Source organism: Aliivibrio sp. 1S128, from assembly GCF_001691065.1.
In the GTDB taxonomy this organism is placed as follows: Bacteria; Pseudomonadota; Gammaproteobacteria; order Enterobacterales; family Vibrionaceae; genus Aliivibrio.
Genome location: NZ_MAJV01000025.1, coordinates 235,292 through 252,193, shown reverse-complemented (window position 1 = coordinate 252,193; position 16,902 = coordinate 235,292). Strand labels below are relative to the sequence as shown.

The window sequence follows — 16,902 nt, the reverse complement described above, 5'->3', positions numbered from 1 at the left end:
TAAACCAATTTATATCATAAAATCAAAGTGCCAATTCTATTTAGTACTTTGCTATTTAAAGGATAACAAAATGTCTAATAATGTATTTCCTAAAGACTTTTTATGGGGCGGAGCTATTGCTGCAAACCAAGCAGAAGGCGCACACTTAGAAGGTGGGAAGGGATTAACCACGGTCGATATGATCCCTTACGGTGAAAATCGTATGGCAACAAAATTAGGTTTATTGGAAAATGTCTCATTGGATGAATCTGAATATTACCCTAGCCACCAAGCCATCGATTTTTACCATCGCTATAAAGACGATATCGCTCTACTTGCCCAAATGGGATTCAAAGTATTTAGAACCTCTATTGCATGGAGTCGTATTTTCCCTAAAGGTGACGAGTTAGAGCCAAACCAAGAAGGCATTCGTTTTTATCGTGATCTCTTTTTAGAATGTAAAAAGTACGGTATTGAACCTTTAGTAACACTTTGCCACTTCGATGTTCCTATGCATTTAGTCAAAGAATACGGTTCTTGGCGCAGCAGAGAAATGATTTCATTTTTTGAACGCTATGCAAAAACCTGTTTTACTGAATTTGATGGATTAGTAAAACATTGGCTTACTTTCAACGAAATTAATATCTTACTGCACAGCCCATTTTCAGGGGCAGGTATTCTTTTCAAAGAAGGAGAAAATAAAGAACAAGTTAAATATCAAGCTGCGCACCATGAGTTAGTTGCTAGTGCATTAGTTACGCGCATCGCACATGACATTAACCCACAAAACCAAGTGGGTTGTATGTTAGCCGGGGGGAATTTTTACCCATACTCATGCAAACCAGAAGACGTATTAACCGCAATGCAAAAAGACAGAGAAAACCTGTTTTTTATTGATGTTCAGTCGCGTGGTTACTACCCATCTTATGCTCAAAAGGTCTTTGATGATAAAAATGTGATTATCGATATCACTGATGAAGATCGTAAGATCTTAAAGAATACGGTCGATTTCATCTCATTCAGTTATTACGCTTCTCGTTGTGCCTCTGCGGATATGAACGATAACAATACCAGTGAAGCCAATGTAGTTAAATCCATCAAGAACCCTCACTTAGAAGCAAGTGATTGGGGCTGGGTGATTGACCCTGTTGGATTACGTATCACCATGAATACTTTGTATGACCGTTATCAAAAGCCATTATTCCTAGTAGAGAATGGATTAGGTGCGGTAGACACAATTGATGAAAACGGCGAGATAAACGACGACTATCGCATTAACTATCTTAAAGAACATATTAAAGCGATGAAGGATGCAATTTCTGATGGCGTTCCATTAATGGGCTACACCCCATGGGGAAGCATTGATTTAGTCGCGGCTTCGACGGGTGAAATGAGCAAAAGATATGGTTTTATCTATGTTGACCGAGATAATTTAGGTAATGGTTCATTAGATAGAATGCCTAAAAAATCCTTTTACTGGTATAAAAAAGTCATCGCTAGTAATGGCGAAGATTTAGAATAAAAGAATCCTAATAATAAATAGCCAACCTCTTCTTCTAGAGGTTGGCTATTTATTTTCTTTATTTAGAAAAAACAGCTGTGAGATAACGATTGTTTAGCCCTTTCGTTAATATTGAATGCACTCTAAAGAACAACGCACTTGGCTTTTTAACATAGTGTTTTACGATATTTCGCCCCACGCCTTGAGAGCGGTTTTCTTTCGATTCTTTTTTCGAAAACAGCCCTTTAAATTCCCAATATTGGATCTGCTCAAACGTTTCACCCGCTTGATAATTTGATTGTGAAAACAAACGGTAAAAAGAGGCAACCGTGAAATCATGTAAATGATGCGGATTACCATCAACCGTTGGTGTTGTCGGAACAGACGCGATCATAACCCCTTCTTTACTCAATTGAGTTAATAAATGCGTTACCATTTTTTGAGGCTCAGGTACGTGCTCAATCGTTTCTAAGCTAATAATGGTGTCAAACTGTTGGTATCTGTTACCACTAAGAAAAAGTTGGAAATCCATCCCATTACCGCATTCATAGCGTAAGTTATCCGCTTGATAATGCTCTCTCGCGTACTCGACTGCTAGAGGATCAACATCAACACCCACAAATTGTTTATCGGGATGGGCCTCAGCCATTAAAGCCGTGCCATAGCCACAACCACAAGCTATGTCTAAAATATGAGTTCCACGTAACTGCGTTGAGGCAAATTCATAGCGTTCTAAATGAATATCTAATACATCTTGATGACTTTTTTCATCTTGATTCAGCTGTTTTGGGTAAATTCGTTCTAGGGAATGCTCAGCTGTTATCTTTTCTTTTGTGAAATCCATTTAAATACCTTGATAAATGACGCCTAAAAATAGTAATGACAATGCTCATGTTGGTTGAGGATCAGATAGTAACATTATTTGGCTTTTTCATACGCTCACATAACCAATTTAGCGACTGATCATTCAAACTTAATTTGTTATAAACCATGCTATAAGCAACCTGACCATAATCAAAAGGCAACGCTTTAATAACTAATCCTTGAGCTTGCTTTGCCGTTTCAGCCCATCTTTTAGAACAAGTAAATAAAAATTCAGTTTGATGACAAAGAATCGCAGCACTGCCAAAATCAGCCACTGAAATAACAACCTCTCTCGGTGTAAATTGCTGACTTAAGCACTGTTCAAAATAAGGCACATTTAGCTCTTTATCAAAAATACCAACATGCTTATAGGCTAAGTAGTCTTCAACGCTTAGTTCTTTATCAACTAACGGGTGACCTACGCCCATCAAGCAAACCATCTCATCATCAAGTACGGTTTCCCACACTAATTGCTTTTCTGTCGTTGGTGGCTGACTTCTATCGTGAGGTAACAAAATGACATCAACTTGGCCATTTAATAAAGCATCAAACCCTAATTGCTCTTTAGAATGAATTTCAACACGAGAATTAGGCGCTTGAGTCGATAAAATATCACTAATGATAGAAGAGAATATTTCAAAGGTACTCTCACGCATAGAAAGGGAGAATTTACCCGAAAACGCCATTGGTTCAAAAGCCGATTGATTTAGTAATCCATTCATATTATTAAGAATTTGATGGACGGTTGAACCAATTTTTAATGCAAATGGGGAAGGAATGAGCTGAGTTCCATCTCGATAAAATAATTCATCACCAAGTAAAGAACGTAATTGAGATAATGTTTTACTCACGCTTGATGGACTCATACACAAAATCTCAGCACTTTTCGTAACACTATGAGTTGATAGCATGACATGTAGAGCCGTTAGTTGTTTAAAGTTAATACGAGAGAGCTGTATAAGATCCATAATACCTGATGAATAAAGCGATTGTGTAACACAAATTATAATACGAACCGAGTTAAATAGATGCGTAAAAATATAAGCAATTAATCCATTAAATTACGACATTTACATTTTCTAACAATACCTTGACTTGAACCTAGGTGATTATTCCCCTACTATAACGCCCTTACTCTTTGGGGAGTAGCCCGCTTTCTCGTTTTAATTATCAAAAATAAACAGAGAGTTCGTACATCAACATAATTGGTGCAAAATCACCATGGTGTGCGAGACAAGCATGAGCAGCTTGTTCGGCAAGACCTTAGATTAACATCACGAACCATTGGGTGGGCGTGAGGTTTTTCTATGGATCTTATAATTATAATCCCGCCCAAGTGAGTAATGTCATGAGTGTATTAGCAATATCAATAACCACCGTCGCACTAGCTGAAATCGGTGATAAAACCCAACTCCTCTCTTTACTACTAGCCAGTAGATACCGAAAACCAATCCCTATTATTGCCGCCATCTTTTTTGCGACCATTTTAAACCATGCTTTAGCCGCTTATTTAGGCGTTGTTGTTGCCGATTATCTAACACCTGAAACCTTAAAGTGGGCTCTCATTATAAGTTTTGTTGCGATGGCTGGCTGGGTGCTGATCCCAGACAAGTTAGACGAAGATGAAAGCATCTCAAGCAGAGGTCCATTTATTGCAAGTTTTATCGCTTTCTTTATTGCTGAGATTGGAGATAAAACTCAAATTGCCACGTCGATCTTAGGGGCTCAAAATGCCGATGCTTTACATTGGGTTATTATTGGTACAACGATAGGCATGCTATTAGCGAACGTGCCAGTCGTATTAATTGGTAAGTTTTCTGCCCATAAATTACCACTGACTTTAATTCATCGTATTACTGCTGTGATTTTCTTAGGATTAGCCGTAAGTACTTTCTTCGGTATGTAGCGGGTTAGTATTATAGTAATAAGCCATAAATAGATAAAAACCAACCGAACGTATTGTTCGATTGGTTTTTTTATATCTTATTTAAAAGAAAATTTATTCTGTAATTACCTGTTTCTCCAGCTTGTCATCAACCGCTTTAACCAGCAATAAACCAACGCTAAAGACAATAAGGCCACAGAATACAAACACCATACGGCCCCATAATGGGTTTGGTAATGTAAACATTGCCATCACACCAACACCAGCGACTGCGATTAATGAACCAAGCATACGGCGTTGTTTATTATCTAATATTTTCTGTTCTGCACTCTCAGAAACCAATGGTGTCGCTAGGTTTTCAAAGAACTTATCTACGTCTTTTTCACGATGTGCTGCTAGAGGTTTGTAGAATAGTGTTGATAGTAAGAAGAACCCACCAGTAAATATCATATGAGAAATCAGACCAATCGCAACTTTTAAGTCAGCCCATTCACGACTGGTTAATTCATTTAATCCAAATACGTTTTGAACCATCTCTGCCGTAACAACAAAACCAACAAAGTAAGACACAATACCACCAACCACTAAGGTTCCCCACCCTGCCCAATCAGGCGTTTTGCGGATAAAGAAGCCAAGGAAAGCGGGGATCGTCATTGGGAAACCAATCAATGCACCTACATACATCATGGTATCAAACAAACTCAGCTCTTTTAGCGAGTTAATAAATAACGCGACTAAAATAATCACTAAACCAAATACGGTTGATGATATTTTCGACACTAATACTAACTCCTTCTCAGACGCTTGAGGTCGAAGAATGATTTCATAAAAGTTTTTAACAAAAATACCAGAGTTGCGGTTAAGCCCTGAATCCATTGATGACATCGTTGCTGCAAACATTGCTGCAATAAGTAAACCAACCATACCAACCGGCATATATTTTTCAACAAAGTAAAGATATGCAAAATCAGCCGCTTTACTTCCTGCCTCTGGATAGTGAGCAGCAAGATCAACACCCTGACCGGCAAGAAACCAGCTAGGCATGAACCAAATAACCGGTCCAATAGACATTAGAATACAAGCAAGTAACGCCGCTTTACGAGCATTGTTAGAATCTTTAGCAGCAAGATAACGGTACGAATTCAACATGTTATTGTTGATACTGAACTGCTTCAAGAAAATAAATACAGCCCAAATACCAAAAATACTCAGGTAGTTTAAGTTACCACCAGTAATAAACGAGTCTGTTGGGAAATTTTCAACAATATTTGTTACGCCACCACCATGATAAATCGCAACAACCGCACAAGTGACAGTTACTGCCATAATGATAACCATCTGCATAAAATCAGAGGCGATTACAGCCCAAGAACCACCAGTTACCGACATAACCAATACAACTAACCCTGTTAAGATAATTGTTGTAGTCATATCAAAACCAAAAATTCCAGAAGCAATAATGGCAAGTCCATTCAACCATATTCCTGCCGAGATCAGGCTGTTTGGCATACCAGACCAAGTAAACACTTGCTCATTCACTTTACCAAAACGCATACGAATTGCCTCGATTACCGTCACAACGCGAAGTTGACGGAATTTAGGCGCAAAGTATAAATAGTTCATCAAATAACCAAATGCATTCGCAATAAAAATAATTGCTACCGCAAAACCATCAGTAAACGCTTTACCTGCTGCACCGGTAAATGTCCAAGCACTGAACTGCGTCATAAATGCAGTTGCACCAACCATCCACCACAGCATATTGCCGCCCCCGCGGAAATAGTCACTCGTTGTACTTGTAAACTTTCTAAACATCCAACCTATTGCAATTAAGAATAAGAAATAGACACCTACGATAAGAGTATTAAGTTCCATCTTTTTGACCTTTTTGTAATTATGTTTTTATTGAAGCTGATTATAGATAGCAATAAAAACATTTGTACTACAATAATTCAAAATGGTGATAGAAACTGTTAATTTGAAACTTATATAATCAGACAAGTGATGTAATTCACAATTTTATAATTAATAGCAATGAGAATAGAAAAAAAAGGAGTAAATTACGGTAAAAAAAACCGGTAAGAAACTGAAATAAAAGTAAATAAATAGATGATAACAATCAGTTAATAATTGATTATAAATGAAAGTATTGCTAACAAATTATAGTAAAAACAACACTTTTGTATGATTTATTGATGTAAAATAATCTAAGGTTTGCGTATTAATCGCAATGGTTTTAATACGAACCATCATTATTTGAAGGGTAAAAATAAAAAAACCAACCCTACACTGTAATGTAAGATTGGTTCTTTATATTCTTTTTTATAAAAAGCAGATTATTCTGTAATTACCTGCTGTTCTACTTTGTCATCAACGGCTTTAACCAGTAGAACACCGACACCACCAACTATCACACCACATAAAATAAAGACTAAACGTCCCCACATAGGGTTCGTCAGTAATGCCATAAGCATGATACCAACACCAGCAACGGCGATTAACTTACCTAACATTTGGCGCTGTTTGTTATCTAGTTGCTTCTGCTCTTCAGATTCAGCGACCAGTGGCGTCGATAAATTACCAAAGAACTTGTCGACATCGGCTTGACGCTTTTCTGTTAGCGGTTTATAGAACAACGTTGATAGCATGAAGAAGCCGCCAGTTAATGTGATGTGAGCAATTAGACCAATAGCCACCTTAACATCAGACCATTCACGACTTGTTATATCTTGTAAACCAAAGGCTGCCGATACCATTTCTGCATTGATAACAAAACCAACCACATAAGAAACAATACCACCAACAACAAGTGTCCCCCAACCAGCCCAATCCGGTGTCTTCTTAATGAAGAAGCCAAGGAAAGCAGGAATTGTCATAGGGAAACCAATTAAAGCACCTACGTACATCATCGTATCAAACAGACTTAGTCCTTTAAGTGAGTTGATGAATTGTGCGATAAGGATAATAGCAAAGCCGAATACTGCAGAAGAGATCTTAGATACGGTAACTAGCTCTTTCTCGGATGCTTGTCCCTTACGAATAATTGGTTCGTAGAAGTTTTTAACGAAAATACCCGAGTTACGATTTAAACCTGAATCCATTGAAGACATGGTTGCTGCAAACATTGCCGCAACTAATAGACCAACCATACCTGCTGGCATGTATTTTTCAACAAAGTATAGGTAAGCAAAATCACCCGCTTTTTTACCCGCCTCTGGGTAAGCCGCTGCTAGATCAACACCTTGACCTGCAATGAACCAAGAAGGCATAAACCAGATAAACACACCACCCATCATTAGCACACAAGCAAGCAATGCTGCTTTTTTAGCATTCTTTGAATCTTTTGCTGCAAGGTAACGATATGAATTAAGCATATTATTTGTAATAGAAAATTGTTTAACAAAAATGAAAAATGCCCAAATAGTAAAGATGCTTAGGTAGTTAATGTTGTTGCCCCAAAGGAAAGAACCACCTTCCTGTACCGGGAAGTTAGTCACAATCTCACTCACACCACCGGCTTGAACCACTGCAACAACGGCACAAGTAACGGTTACCGCCATGATGATAACCATTTGCATGAAATCCGAAGCAATAACCGCCCAAGAGCCTCCCGTTACCGACATTGCTAATACTACGAGTCCAGTAACCCAGATAGTCATGTTCATATCGAAACCAAAAATACCCGATGCAATAATAGCCAGTGCATTTAACCATACACCCGCAGACACAACACTGTTAGGCATTGAAGACCAAGTAAATACTTGCTCATTAGTTGCACCAAAACGCATTCGAATGGCTTCAATTACTGTTACAACACGAAGTTGTCTGAATTTAGGTGCAAAATATGCGTAATTCATGAAGTAACCAAAGGCATTCGCAATGAAAATAACCGCAACGGCAAAACCGTCGTTATAGGCTTTACCTGCAGCTCCTGTAAATGTCCATGCACTAAATTGGGTCATAAATGCAGTCGCACCTACCATCCACCAAAGCATATTACCGCCCCCGCGGAAGTAGTCACTTGTTGTACTAGTAAACTTTCTAAACATCCAACCAATTGCGATTAGAAATAAGAAGTAGATACCGACGATCAGAGTATTGAGTTCCATCTTTTGACCTTTTGTAATAATGATTTGTTACAAAACCGTATCATTTTAACGGGGTCTATTTGTAGTACGATACCTCAAATTAGTGATCGAGATTGTTTATTTGATAAATATATAATCATACAAGTGACCTATTTCATAAAACCATCAGATTTTTTTACACCTAAATCACTACAAAAAAGACATAAAAAACACCTAAACACATAAAAAAACCGTACAAAACTCAAGTAATTTAACGAACAAAGCTCATTTTCATCGGTTGAATTACTGCTATATATAAATATACCAAAGCACCACAACGATCATTTTGTATTACCAATAGGTGAGTTACATCTTAGATGTTATTCCTATTTATAGATAATGGCTGACTATCGCTAAACAAAAATAACGCAAATCATTAGCGATCTCTTTTTGATATAAAGAAGCCCTCGTTAGAAAATTAAGCATAAAAAAGGCCACTTAACTTTTCAGCTAAGTGACCTGATTATCTGTTTGAAGAACCTCAACAGATAAATTAATACCGACGAATTATTTACCGTTCAACTTCAGTTCAGTGAAGGTGACACTATTATAATCACCATTTTTCTTATCAATCGCAAAATCTCCAGTGCCAGAACAACCTGGCCCCCAAACTGGATGCGAATCATTCACACTGCATTGACCATAAGCGCCAGCTTTAAAATAAAAAGCATCTTTAGCGTATCCTGTTGGATAATCTTTGTTATCAATACCTTTACTTAAGTCAATTTCATACGTAACCGTTTCATGTCGTTCAGTTTCAAATGTTAAATACATCATGGTGTCTTTAACATCTATTTTATAACTAAATTCTTCACCAAGCTTAATGCCAGCATCCCCTGGTTCTGCTGGGTTTTCCCAAGTGTTCCCCCACACAGGATAAGCAATATCAATACGGTTTGGATCATTCTTATCTAGATTACGTTCATAGTTCCAAAAGACAGATCCCATTTTGTGCCCTGGGAACTTCTTATAGAAAATCTTAATCGGCTCATTACCGTGCCCGTAACCCGTTTTAGCCTTAATTTGAGCATTATCTTTTTCTGCATGGATCTGACCAACCACGACTGAGTATGCTGGATATCTTTCTGGGTATTTAGCATTCTCAGAAACATGGTTAACTTTTAATGTTGCTTCAAGTATGCCACCAACAGCACTAAATGTTTTTGCATCAGGATGACTTGAAAGTGCCCAGTTATTCAAATTATCATGTGTATCAATAGAGAAATCTGCACCACGAGCCATTTGACGCAATTCTGAACGTGCATTTTTAGAGTTTTTTGTCGTTACCGCTTTGTTATGAACTTCGAATACAACATGACCATCAGCATTTAAATAGAAGAAGTCCGTATGCGAATAACTCATCATTGCCACGCCTTCAATTTCATCAACGCGGCCATCTTCGTTGATATCTGAAGGAATTGTAATCTTCCAATTGCGCATATCAAATTTATCCGCAGGAACTGGATTCGATACTCCATTATTTGCAAATGACACCATTGGAACTGCCGCTAACAAAGCAACTGCCAATATATTTTTTTTAAACATCCATCAATCCTTAGTATTAAGTAAGCACTGAGTTACCTCCTCAGTGTGAAATTATATTAATTAAAAGAAAATCGGTAATTTATAAGCTATTTAATCTCTCTTGAAGCTGAAGCATATTATTTATAGATAATCCGTTTTATTGAAATCACTCTTTATAAAAAATTGGTACAGCGCCTCAAAAAGAAAAACACTATTAATTAACATTAACCACGCCTTTTAAGCTCGTTAATAAACGTCTCTTTTGGAACGATTTAATCATTATTTGTATTATTTAAATATAAATAAATACAAATATTTCATCAATGGGATCACAATCAATATAAATACAAAATCATCAACAAAAAATGGGATAACCATTGCAATTAGTTATAAAACCGGCAATTGCTATGAACTTTTTGATTGGAATCACAGAAAATTAACAAAATAATTCGTAACATATTTGTCATACATTAATTCAATATCATTAATTAATGCGTGCTAAGCAGTCACCCAAAAAATAAATAATAGTGAGACAAAGGTATGAATTCTGTTACAAAAATTGCAGCCATTATTGCTTCAACCCTTTTTGCAAGTGCAGCCACGGCAGCCACAATGGATTATCGATACGAATATCGAGCAGCAACCGATTATCTAAAGAATGGAGAAACGGAAAAGTCATCTGTCGATGCTCGCCATCAACACCGCGTCAAATTAAGCGAGAGCTTTACTCTTTCTGATAAGTGGAAACACTCCACAGGTCTAGAGGTTAAATTTCATACCGATGATTCTTACTATGATGTCGATGATGGAGAAGTTAAAAGTGCAAACAGTAACAGCTTCTACAATGGCAACTTATACATATACGGTATGGAGATGGATAATACGGCGACCTACAAAATCGACAACCATTGGTATTTACAAATAGGTATGCCTATCGCATTAGATTTTGATGAGCCTAATGCTAATGATGGCGACTGGAAAATGAAAAAAATTACCTATAAACCACAATTACGAGTCGGTTACAAAGCTGAGATGGGGTTAACAACAGCTTTACGTTACCGTCATGAATATGCTGATTTCCGTAATTATAATATGTTTGGTGATACAGATTCTGAAACGGGTGAACGTCTAGAGTCAGCACAAAAATCGAAAGTGACGCTTACTGGTTCTTATAAAATAAAATCTCTACCTAAACTCGCTCTTGCTTATGAAGCAAACTACGTAAAATCTCTAGATAACGTACTTCTATATGATAGTAAAGATTGGGAATGGGATGCAGGTATAAAAGTCAGCTACAAATTCGAATCTTGGAAGCCTTACGCAGAACTATGGTCGTCTGACATTAGCTCGACATCAAGTGATCGTGAAGCTAAATATCGTGTAGGTGTTTCTTACTCATTCTAATCACCTTAATAGACATTAGATTGATGCTAGCCCTGCGTAAGTGTAGGGCTAAATTTTATTCATTCACGCTGAAGGCGTACTCCTAAATCTTTTGTCTGAAAAATATAACGTACAAGAGAGTTTATTATGAAGATTTCTAAAATAGCTATCGCTGTCGCTCTTTCCACTGGCTTCTTATTTGGTTGTAATAGCGATGGTTTACCTATTCCACCAGAAACGTCAGTCGAACCAGGAACCCCTGCGTCAGCATTAAATGGTGGCCTATGGCAAATTGGATCAGCAACCGCGATAAGCGCATTCTCTAATGTCGTGTCAACTGACTTACCTAATATTTATATTTTTGCTGATGGAACACAAAAATATTACTTCGATGATACCGTTTCAGGCACCTACGAAATAAAAACAACCACTTATACAGAAGATGTGGATTCTAAAACGATTATATTTACTTATTACGGGACAGATACTTCGACCAGTACTAATGTGTCAGGCGCTTACTCTGTAACGAATGGGACATTAAGCGTTGATACCGCATCAGAAGGGATCCTGACAGGTTCTGATGAGACTGGAAATCCTTCCGTGAGTGACGCAGTAACAAGAGCAAATGAAGAATCAGGTATAAACAACCAAGTACAAATCGTAGATACCTTAACAACAGATACCGGAGAGTTAAGGCTGAAGTTGTCAGACAACGATATTACAAACATTACCTCAGGTAAATTAACCGTAGATTTGATTTACCAAGCCGATGAGGATTCAATTGGTGATAGCAACAGTAAAAACGCGTATGTCTCATTTTATACCACAGGTACATCTACGACTAACTTACATGGTGAAATTGCTTTAGAGGGCGGTGTTATTAAATATCGTGACAACGCAAAAGCTTTAAACCCAATTGATGGCAGCTATGTAGAAGGTGAAACCTTAAAGATTGACGTTACTTGGGATACCAATGTCTTTACTTTCAAAGTAAATGACGCCGAGTACTCATACTTAGCTGATGAAATTCCTGAAAATAGCCCTGTTGAAATTATCGCATTAAGACTAGGTGACAATGGAAGCACCAATAACTATGAGCTTATTGCCGATAACCTAAAAATTTATTCAAGCGACAGTGGCATTGAAACGTTAGTCTTTGAAGATAGTTTTGATGGCTATTCAGCAGGTAAAATATTGAATAGTAAGCCTTATAATAACAACAGTTCTGAAGCGACCGTCATCGGTAGTGATAATATCCCAACAGATCCCACTGACCCAACAGATAACAAAGTTGCCGCAATTACCGATCAAGATACAGGTGACACCGGTGAACTTCGTTATAAGTTTGATTCAGGTATGACTACCGGAACGCATAAACTATCTATGTATTATGATGCTACTGAAACTGAATCGGCTTATGTCGCACTCTTTGATACCAAAAATTCAACCAGTTCTTTAATTGGTGAATTAAAAATCGATGAAGGTAAAATAACGCTGCGCGGTGAAGCTGAACAAGTGGCAACATTTACCCCAGATACCTGGATTGATATAGAGATGTCTTGGGATACCTCATCTACTACTGACGTTGGTACTTATTCAGTGAACATCGATGGTACCGAATATGGTCCTTATCATTCACAGAACATCACACCAGGAGTTGAAGTAACCGCAACCACAGTTAAGTTCTCATCAAATAGCAATATGGCAAACACCACCTTATTCGTTGATAATTATGAAGTGTATTCAGATGACTCAGGTACGATAGAAGTCTTCAATGATGACTTTGACGCACGTACAATTGGTGAAGATTTAAGTACCTCGCCATACAATTCAAGCACATTTTCTGCTGTAGTTGCTCAAGATCCACTTAACACAGCGAAATAAAACACCTTCATTTTTTACTGATTAAATGCCGTCATTACGACGGCATTTTTTATCTCATTAGCGACTGTATCACCAAACGCACCAATCAATAACGCCTAGTGACATACTCCCTCCTTCATTCCTGAACAAAAGCACTCCCTAAGTATTTTAATGCTTATTCGTCACCTAAACTTGTCACTATCCCTAATTATCATTAATAGGTACTGTCTGCTTCTTTATCAATGAGTTTAGCTAAATGAGCTGCGTCATAAAAAGAACGACCTAATGCTGCCTAAATTGATTGGAATGTAGAGATAACCGACAAAAAAAACCTCCAACTCAACGAGAAAGAGGCTTTAGTTTTATAACGTTATAAATAAGTTATGACACTTAATTAATCTTGGTATTTATCATGTGATGTTTTAATTTTGTAGAAAGTAGCCTGTGCATAGTCATCTAATTCGCCGTTGATGTTTTGGTTATAAACACCCGCTTTAAAGTACATGTAACGACCGCCTTGATCGTAACCGCTCTCACTCATATCAACAACTTGTACAACATCATCTTTGCCTTCTCGCATCAAAGTAACTGTCATGGTGTTGCCTTTAACATCAATTTTATAGCTAAATTTTTCACCAAGGGCAATGCCTTTATCACCAATATCACCCGTCATATCACCCACTAAATTAAAGTAATTATCGGTACCTTCATTTGTGTTTTCATGAGCAAAATAAACCGTTCCTGTTGAGTGGTTTGGTAACTTGCGGTAGTAAAGGCGAATTGGTTCATCATCTTTATCGTGGATCTGACCAATGATAAAGCGGCCTACTTCATGCGCATCACCTGTTGTTGTTGTGTGATCAATTTTAAGTGTTGCTTCTAAAACACCATCAATACCACCAGCCGCTTTCAGGTCTTCAGTCGGTGATGAACTAAATACCCAATTATTCGCGTTAACCCCTTTCGTCGAAATTGACTGATCACCGCGGCGTAGCATTTCTCGCATTTCTGTGCGTGCATACTTCGTGTTTTTAGAAGTACGAGTTCCCTTCACGAACGTTTTGAAAACCAAACCACCATCATCAGCTGTATAAAATAATTCGGGGTGCTCGTAACCATTTGCTAAGTTCCACTCAGAGACATCATCTGGCTTACCATTTTTATCATGATCAAACGGTTGGGATAGGTACCAAGTCGTTAAATCAAAGTTTTCACTTGGAGCGTTACCTGCAAGTGGTGTTGTTGGTAGATTGGTTGGTACTGGTAATGGACTGCGAGTATTACACTTCACCGTTGTATCGCATGGATAAACAGCAGGAGCTCCGAAGTCGCCTTTACGTAAGTCTTTACGAGCTTCTTTAAGTGCTTTATTTGCTGCATTCATTTCTGCAATTAAAACTAACTCAGCATCAACTACGTCATCAGTAATAATGTGGCTGACTGGGCAGGCATTAATGCCACAATTCACAGCGGCCAGTTCTGTTACTGAGTTCCAGCTATTTTTGGTATTGCCGTGACCAACGTATTTTACATAGCGTGCTTGCACAGGCTGAAACTGAAAACGCTCTAGACCTATAGCTTTGCCCGAACTTAGCTGCCCCTCTAAGATCGTTGTCCAATTGTCACCATCAACACTAACCAAAAGGTCGAACTTAGACTGGCGTTCATTACCTTTACTAAATGAGGCTTGAATTGCATCAATCTCGATCACTGAACCATAATCAAGCATTGCCCATTCACCGACACCATTTGCAGACCAACGAGACGTAATATCTTGATCAAATAGTCGCTCTGGACCGTTGCCATCATGACTACTAGCAGTAATAGCGACAGGGGTTAGGATTGCCTCACCCGTTTCTTTATTATTAGGAAAGTCAACTGTCGGAGATCCGGTACTCGTACAACCAACAGCAAATAAGATAGAAGAAGCTAGCAAGCTTTTTAAAATAATTCGTTTCATATTAAATCCATTATTATATTACAGGAGCAGTATTTTCAATTGAAATCGAGACCAAAAAATTATGATGAACAATGTGTTTAATCTCAACATCAACGTTAACTTCAAATAAACATTACATCATCTTATAATACAAATAAAAGAGTTGATTGAATTAATGAGACTACGACCTCTTTTCATCCATGTAATTCTGAATCTTGATCACACTTGCTAATATTAAATCCAATCAATTATGCTCTGCTTATAATGAACTAAAAGCGATTAACCTAAATGTGAACGTGTTTATTGATACTTCGTAAGTCGCTATCGGGTGATCAAGATTAACCGTTTCAAATGGGACTCCACTAATCTCACCGATAATAAAGAGACGCCATATCTAACCGGCACTTCTTTCTTCATTGAACTCAATATTCAAATTTTAGGCAAAAAAATACGCTCATGCCGCCTGTACAACATGAACGCAAGGGTAGTTTCAGCCACTACCGTTTCCTGCCTCTTAATCAAAGGCATGGATATATAATTAGAATCGTTGTGAGCAACTATTAATACGTTAATTTAACACCTTAATAATCTTTAGCTTAATCGGTTTACACTAATAATAGATCCTATGAACTCTCTTCATTACACCATCATTATGTTTATCACCCTTAACCACGAAATATAATAATGTATTACAAATAATTTTAAAGTGCTGTATTTTAATTTCATGCTACAACGCACATTTTTGAAAATTTATAAATGTAAGAAAATATATTAAACCAATTAAAATCAAATAGATAATTCACATATAAATTTTCACCTAAAACCATGAGATGATTTTTAATTGATAAGTGGAGTCAATTCACAGATCCAAGAGATCAAAACAATGTATTATATTTGTATTATTTAATAAGGACTCGTTAGATTGGAACCATAAATAATGACCCTTATATCTTGTTACTTTCCTCTTATGTCAGTTCTGAAGTATGACTGACACAAAGTATAGATCGACTCGAATTAAACAAAATCTAAATTTATAATTATCCTTAACTTGTGGAATGAAATAATGAAAAAACACAGTAAAGTAGCCTTAGCGATTACATCAATAATTGCAGCAAGCTCTGTTTCTGCAGCTTCACTTGATATTCGACATGAATACAAGAGCCACACAGAACAACATGCAACTCGTGTAAAAATGGGGAATAGCATTGGCGATTTTTATTTTTCTGGCGAGCTAAAGTTCAAAGGTGAAGACGGTGATTTTCTTGAAGATTTGAAGAATAATGGTTGGGAGTTAGATCTTGGTTACCGCTATAAATTAAGTGATAACCTAACATTACAACCAGGAATGCCTATCGAAGGTCGTTCTTCTGGTGTTACTTTTAAACCACAAGTCCGTTTAACTTATGATTTAGACAGTGTTGATGGGTTGAGTTTAAGTGGTCGTTACCGTTATGACATGATACAAAATACTCATACAACGGATTATATTAATGATGATGGTACTCCGATTCTGGATCCAGACGGTAACCTAGACCCTCAATACCGTAACTTAGAGAATCAACGCCGCCATCGTCTAACTGCCAATGTTAACTATAAAACTGAAAATTGGCGTTTTGGTGTAGAAGCCAACTACTACAAAGCAGATGGCTACAACATCTATGATAATGACGACACAAATTATGAATTGAATGCCAGTATCCGTCACATTATGGGACAATGGCAACCTTACGTAGAATTCGGAGATGTGAGCACATCATCAAGCAGTGCAACTAGAGAACTAAGAAGCCGTGTTGGGTTAACTTATAGTTACTAATCTCTCTTTTAAAAAATAAAGCCA

At 37.4% G+C, this 16,902-nt stretch carries 11 protein-coding genes and 1 riboswitch; of the genes, 5 read left to right on the top strand and 6 right to left on the bottom strand.

Annotated features, from left to right (window positions below; translation table 11 throughout):
• Positions 1–70: 70 nt before the first annotated feature.
• Positions 71–1,501 (top strand): 6-phospho-beta-glucosidase, encoded by a 1,431-nt coding sequence (locus A6E03_RS05430; protein WP_065600333.1) that lies wholly within the window; start codon positions 71–73, stop codon positions 1,499–1,501.
• A 58-nt stretch (positions 1,502–1,559) separates the two neighbouring features.
• Here A6E03_RS05430 and A6E03_RS05425 read toward each other — a convergent pair whose 3' ends face one another.
• Together A6E03_RS05425 and A6E03_RS05420 are read right to left on the bottom strand one after the other, a co-directional pair.
• On the bottom strand, positions 1,560–2,324 hold the full coding sequence (locus tag A6E03_RS05425) for a bifunctional 2-polyprenyl-6-hydroxyphenol methylase/3-demethylubiquinol 3-O-methyltransferase UbiG (protein WP_065600332.1): 765 nt from the start codon (positions 2,322–2,324) through the stop codon (positions 1,560–1,562).
• Between the two features lie 61 nt (positions 2,325–2,385).
• Complete coding sequence (locus A6E03_RS05420; protein WP_065591884.1) at positions 2,386–3,312, bottom strand: LysR family transcriptional regulator; 927 nt, start codon at positions 3,310–3,312, stop codon at positions 2,386–2,388.
• 160 nt (positions 3,313–3,472) lie between these two features.
• Positions 3,473–3,597: riboswitch (yybP-ykoY riboswitch) on the top strand.
• Between the two features lie 95 nt (positions 3,598–3,692).
• On the opposite strand from A6E03_RS05420, the gene A6E03_RS05415 reads away from it, so the two are divergent.
• Positions 3,693–4,250, top strand: coding sequence for a TMEM165/GDT1 family protein (locus A6E03_RS05415; protein ID WP_065591885.1), 558 nt, complete (start codon positions 3,693–3,695; stop codon positions 4,248–4,250).
• A gap of 93 nt (positions 4,251–4,343) precedes the next feature.
• On the opposite strand, the gene A6E03_RS05410 is transcribed toward A6E03_RS05415, so the two are convergent.
• The 3 genes from A6E03_RS05410 to A6E03_RS05400 all read right to left on the bottom strand — a co-directional run bounded on the left by A6E03_RS05410 (position 4,344) and on the right by A6E03_RS05400 (position 9,901).
• Positions 4,344–6,104 (bottom strand): transporter, encoded by a 1,761-nt coding sequence (locus tag A6E03_RS05410; RefSeq protein ID WP_065600331.1) that lies wholly within the window; start codon positions 6,102–6,104, stop codon positions 4,344–4,346.
• Positions 6,105–6,565: 461 nt separating this feature from the next.
• A complete protein-coding gene (locus tag A6E03_RS05405; protein WP_065591887.1) occupies positions 6,566–8,338 on the bottom strand; it encodes a transporter in 1,773 nt (590 codons plus the stop codon).
• A gap of 525 nt (positions 8,339–8,863) precedes the next feature.
• Positions 8,864–9,901: a polysaccharide lyase family 7 protein gene (locus tag A6E03_RS05400; protein ID WP_065591888.1), complete on the bottom strand. Its 1,038-nt coding sequence runs from the start codon at positions 9,899–9,901 to the stop codon at positions 8,864–8,866.
• Between the two features lie 519 nt (positions 9,902–10,420).
• Between A6E03_RS05400 and A6E03_RS05395 the strand changes: the two genes are divergently transcribed.
• Positions 10,421–11,284, top strand: a complete 864-nt coding sequence (locus A6E03_RS05395; RefSeq protein ID WP_065591889.1) for an oligogalacturonate-specific porin KdgM family protein — start codon at positions 10,421–10,423, stop codon at positions 11,282–11,284.
• 126 nt (positions 11,285–11,410) lie between these two features.
• Positions 11,411–13,147, top strand: a complete 1,737-nt coding sequence (locus A6E03_RS05390) for a hypothetical protein (protein WP_065591890.1) — start codon at positions 11,411–11,413, stop codon at positions 13,145–13,147.
• A 373-nt stretch (positions 13,148–13,520) separates the two neighbouring features.
• On the opposite strand, the gene A6E03_RS05385 is transcribed toward A6E03_RS05390, so the two are convergent.
• Complete coding sequence (locus A6E03_RS05385; RefSeq protein WP_065600330.1) at positions 13,521–15,086, bottom strand: polysaccharide lyase family 7 protein; 1,566 nt, start codon at positions 15,084–15,086, stop codon at positions 13,521–13,523.
• A gap of 1,042 nt (positions 15,087–16,128) precedes the next feature.
• Between A6E03_RS05385 and A6E03_RS05380 the strand changes: the two genes are divergently transcribed.
• Positions 16,129–16,878 carry an oligogalacturonate-specific porin KdgM family protein gene (locus tag A6E03_RS05380; RefSeq protein WP_065591892.1) on the top strand — a complete coding sequence of 250 codons (750 nt, stop codon included), beginning with the start codon at positions 16,129–16,131 and terminating at the stop codon, positions 16,876–16,878.
• The last annotated feature ends 24 nt before the right edge of the window (positions 16,879–16,902 follow it).